The sequence below is a fragment of the Planktothrix sp. FACHB-1355 genome (genome assembly GCF_014748295.1).
In the GTDB taxonomy this organism is placed as follows: Bacteria; Cyanobacteriota; Cyanobacteriia; order Cyanobacteriales; family Aerosakkonemataceae; genus Aerosakkonema; species Aerosakkonema funiforme_A.
On sequence record NZ_JACJUP010000366.1, the window covers coordinates 1 to 5505 of the forward strand.

General features: G+C 39.9%; 3 protein-coding genes. All 3 read left to right on the forward strand.

Annotation, left to right across the window (positions count from 1 at the left end; genetic code table 11):
- The first annotated feature begins 203 nt into the window (after positions 1-203).
- Positions 204-1901 (forward strand): glycosyl hydrolase family 28-related protein, encoded by a 1698-nt coding sequence (locus tag H6S82_RS16025; RefSeq protein ID WP_190475643.1) that lies wholly within the window; start codon positions 204-206, stop codon positions 1899-1901.
- Positions 1902-2653: 752 nt separating this feature from the next.
- On the forward strand, positions 2654-3610 hold the full coding sequence (locus H6S82_RS16030) for a hypothetical protein (RefSeq protein WP_190475645.1): 957 nt from the start codon (positions 2654-2656) through the stop codon (positions 3608-3610).
- Positions 3611-3709: 99 nt separating this feature from the next.
- Positions 3710-5505 (forward strand): hypothetical protein (locus H6S82_RS16035; protein WP_199317897.1); only part of this gene is annotated, 1796 nt, incomplete at its 3' end.

Consider the following 5505-nt stretch of genomic DNA (forward strand, 5'->3'; position numbering starts at 1 on the left):
CCGGTTGCTATGACTGCTCCTGCTATCAATGGCTAAGTTTGAGATTTAGCTAAACAAAAAGCGCTCTCCTGCAAAGGGGGGCGCTTTTTGGTTTTTAATTGACTAAAGGGTGATGCGATCGCTCCTCTTAGAGGTCGTCGAACCCATAAACTCGGTTTTAGGTAGGTGTTTTGACTTTCACAAGGTTATCCCAATTAATAACGATGAGAATATCGCGAAAAGCTTTGTTGAAATATTTTTTGTTATCTCTTTTAGGAGCAGGTTTTGTACTGATCCTGTTTGGTGGCAGTACATATTTATTCAGTTCCAAGCAGAATGTTGTTCGCTCATCCAGTTCTATAGCAGTCAATCTTTCCTCAACTTGCGGCAGTCCCAAGGCTGGGCCAACTGATAATCCTGTTGCTGCCAAGTACGGAGTCGAAGCTTATCCGTGGACTGAAAATATCAAATGGAACTGCGTTTACAACATTAATGATTTTAAGGGCTCTACGATTGTTGAACAATTTAATGCCGCTCGCGATGTGGCAACTGCTAATGGGGGTGGTGTAGTGTATTTTCCTTCCGGAACTTACACTTTTACAGACAGCATTTTTTTGAAAAATGGTGTGGTTATCCGTGGAGATACCCCTTCGGGAAAAGATGCTAAATCTGATTCATACAAGCCACCAACTAAGTTTATATTTTCCAAATACGAACCTACGTTTTCTGGTAATGGTACACCTAACAATACAGCTTTTAAAAAAATATTTACAACTGCACCGGAGTCGGATAGCAATATTGGTATTGTCAATGTAGATATTAATCGGGGGGGAATCAAGTTATCGGGTGATATTGATACTGGCAAGAAGCAAAATATTGTTATTTTTGGCATCCGCAGCAATAATGTTGCCGATCCTTCTCCCCAAGTTCCAGATATTTCCTTTCAAGAGCCCTGGATGCGCTATAGCGATCGCTTTGCTGCCAACATTACCATAAATGCTTTTGCTAATGTCTTGGTTGCTAATAATCGCCTTAATGATGCTATTACTGACAATTACGAACAACCCGCTTACAAAATTAAACCTTTAGAAGGAAACGAAATTATTACTTATGCTGAAGGTAGCAAAGTTCCCTTTCACTATGGCAATCACTATGGAATTGTAGTTAATCGTTCAAAACCGGAAGGATTTACATTAGCCGCAGAACCTAATACTGAACCAGGATTATTCCGCAAGGGAATTGTTATTCGAGATAACTGGGTATTTCACACAATGAGAATAGGTATCCAAGCATCTGGCGATGGTTTGTTAATTAAAGATAACCAGATTTCAGACCAGCCGAACAAAGAATGGTGGACAGATCCGACGGGAACTAAGCAACCCAGAGGAGCCGTTACATATGAGAACCGCGCTATTGATTGGTCTGGATATAATGTTCAAATTGAAGGAAATAATTATCAAGTTTACAGACATCGCGTTATGGATACTGCGTATCTAAGTGTGGATGGAGAGGGAATTTTAATTCAGGAATGCTGTGGTGGGACTAAAATTAATGGTGTGACGATCGTCAAAAATGAAGGTAATGCTTATATTGGTTTGTACAAGATACCTTCTACGCGCAATGTGCGTATTAGCGATAATAAAGTATTGTCTAACGTGAGCGATATAGCTTCGATTTATGTAGAAGCTAATACAAACAATCGTTCCAGTTCAATGGAAAATGTAATTATTGAAAACAATACCGTGGCAGGAACCATTGCTGCCAAAGCTAACTTGGGAGGTAAGGGTAATATAATTAGGAATAACATTGGCAATAACAGTGGAACAATAAAATATTCATGCAATATTACAGTTCAGGGAAATACGGGTTTTGCCCAGGAACCGTGTTTGAATTTACAGTCATCTAATCAACAAACTCAGTAATATAGTAACTCAAATTGCTAGTTACATTAAGTAGGGTGCATCGGAAAAATAAAATTAATTATTATGGCTTTCACGTACTTGTGGTAGCCAACCCGGTTTTTTGGGCATAGGCCAGCATTTGAGCCAATAAGTAATACCAAATACGAATTATTTAGCCCCTTTATAGTGTCGAGTGTAGCAATGAAGCATTGCCGCGATAAGTGTATTCCCTTGACCCAAAGTTTTTCTCGCGCAATGCTTCACCCTTCTTAGGGATAAAGCGGGTTTCGATCCCGGATTTAGTATAGCTTTTACTTATCACCATATCTCCGGGAGAGCCGAATCCATCCTGGGTATCAGGTTTCTTTACTCACATCTTGCACCAGGCGTCAAAACCGGGTTTCTTGCAAATAGCTGAACCTAAAAGCCTAGATATTTCGTTAAGAAACCCGCTTTCTCAGGTCTTGTTGAGAATGGTGCAAGATATCAGTTTACGAAAATTTAAGTTTTGCGATCTTTTGCGATCGCTCTTTTGGCAGATGCGTAATTCCTGTTATTGTGATTTAAAGCTGAGAGCGCTTGCTCCCTGTTGTGTGTTTTCTTCTCCTACCCTTTTCTAATTAATTCAGCCTACTTACTTAAAGAATGGGTCTTAGAGGCGGAAGATTAGAAATGTATCGCAGCACTATCGGTAGTGATTGAAAAGGTTTTTTCAACACAACCGACAGAATTATCTTGGACTGCAAACCCGTCATTATCATTAAATAAAAATTATGAGTCAGACTCTACTGGTTCCTATTCATGTTGATGCCCTTTGTTTAGCTCAAGAACAGCAAGCACTCAGGGCTATGGCCGATTATAGTAAATTACCCTATATATACCAAGGTACTCATGGAACAGGGCAAGAAAATCTTAGCGAACAGATACTAGCGCCCTTATTTAATCAAGAATTTACTCTCAAAGCCGGAATTCATCTCCATTTGTCTTTACCTGATGCTTTAACCAGTGGGAAACATGATGAAACAGGAACAACTTTTCCTCGTGTTCCTAACCGTTGGCTAATTTTACGCCAAGGAGGGGAGCGAGGGCAAAAACAATGGATTATAGAAAGTGACTATCTTTATCCCGAATTAGAAAAAGATGATAATAGTCCACCGCCAGATGCCATTAATATTCTCATAGAACCCCCAGATCTTGCTACCGTTAATCCTGATGATGAAAATACTTATCAATACCAACGTTACCGCTATATGGGGCGAACCTGGGAATTAACACAATGGTTATTGGAAACAGAAACAAAAGAATATGCTGAGAGTTTAACCGCAATTGGTACTAAGGAAACTGTGCCGATTTTTGATGAAGTTAAAGCGACTTTTGCCGCATTTTATCCCAATTGTCACAGTGTTTTTGGCTTTTACGATCCTGATTATCCCAGTAAGAATCCACCAACTGGATTACAATACGATGTCATCGGTTGGTATAGTGATGAAGAACAGGATTATCTACAGCAATTTTTAGCAGAACATTCTGGCGATAACCAAGAATTACTCGAAATCTTAGCAGAAGAATTTAATTGGAATATTGAACTAGGGGAAGGAGAAGAATTACCCCAAAGATCCCTTTATCATGGAAGGATTACTTTTGGTGATACTGGCGCTAGTCGTTCAGCAATAGAGCGAGTAAAAAGCTTATCTCAACCGACGATCGCAGTAGCTAATTCCGCCCCATAAGCGCTTTCTGCCTATCTCGCTTATAGTTTTTCCAGTGATGATGCAACAGTTCGTCAAGCTGTAGAAGATAAGTTAAACGCTTTACAATTATCGGAACGATTGGAGTCACGAAAACTCGACATTGATGCCAAATTCCGAGAAGGGCGACATGAATGGGGATTTAATACAGAAAATGATGGTTTCTTGTGGTCAATTATCCCGCAAATTACCCAAGAAAAGACTCCAAAAATGAGAAATATTCAAGCCAGTCGAGTCACAATCCCAACAAACTTGGCTCATTTACTCAATGAATTAAATGTTGTTCAAGAACAATACAATCAAGCTTGGCTGAATATAGAATCCATGCGCCGTCAATTGTACAGCCAATGGTACTATTTTATGAAGAACCAGGCTGAAGACGATGGCGATTTCTATGATACTATCAATCTGACTAGCCTGATTCCCCTCCGCACAGCGATCGCCCAAGCAGGAGAATTAGAATTTACAGAAAATACAATCACAGCAAAAACCTTACCCTTTGGCATTGTATCTAAGTTGAATGAATATTTCAGCTATTACCTAGATCTGATGCGATTAGCGGCTCAGGGGACTTTTGGTGCTGATGGGACTGAATATCCTTGGTCAGATATATCCAATGAATTTGCTAACTGCGGGGTAACTTTATCTGATAACCGAACAGTTATAACGATTGGCGAGGGCGAATCTTGGGAAATACAAGACAATGAGCAAACCTATCCGGTGAAGGTAGAAGGGGGAATTTTTACTATTTATATTCCGCCCACACCATCTCAAATTGCCTTTAATTTGGTTAATAAATTGGAGGAGTTATCACAGGCGATCGCTACCTATAACAGCAGTTCAGATAATAAATATACCCTCACTCAAATTCCCAGTCAAAATTACTGGCGACCTAGCGATCCAGTAATTCTCTTAGCAGGAGAAGCAGCACAATCTCCAACTCGGTTTGGACAGGATGGCAGATTAAGAGAAGACAACCTATTACAATGTCACCCCTTAGACTTCGATTTGACAACGATTACAGAGAATATAGACAATCTGCAAGGGTTAATTGAAGGACTTAAACCAGAAGCAGGACAAGATTCGATTAATTTTAGCATCTGGACTCAGCAACCTTGGAATCCCTTTGCCTTCCATTGGTCAGTTTTTGCTTATCCTTGTCGTAATATGGAATCGGGAGAAGTGCAAGATTACTCCCCCAAGCAAATTCTCGATTACTATAATTTAGAACCTAATGCGATCGACCTAAAGCTCAAATCAGGTGCGGAAAGTAATTTTGTTCCCAATGCCAATAGTTATACAGGGTTTAGCATTTTAACGCCATCCGTAGCCCTCGAATTGACAGAAAGACTCACCAGTTATCTAACACAAGAATTACTCCCTGACTACTACGCGGCTAATAATATTCCTGCCGAAAGGCAAACGCCAGATTACTTAAGTCAGAATTTTGAGGATGTTAAAAATTGGTATGAAAGTCAAAATACTTTCGCCAATCAAACAGAACAATCTCAAGATCCCATCTTCGTCGCTTTGTGGGCTTATGGAGAAATGCAAAGCACCGACTGTCAGGCGCAAGTAATTAGTGGATTTAATGATACTCTATTGCTGGCTCAACCAACTTTACAGTTAGAAATAGACGATCCCATTTCCACTGATGCTGTAGCAAAAATTTTCCACGAACAAGTGCGTTGGACTTTAGGAAATAGCTTACAGTACAAGATTCTTGATGGAGACATTTTCAACCCTATCCGCAGCGGGGGAATGTCCATCAAACAACTGTGGTTAATTGATAGTTTTGGACAACATAAAGAAGTCATTTCTTCTGACAATCCTGAAAACACTCAGGTTGTAACCACTTCCGAAATGACCTCACCTAA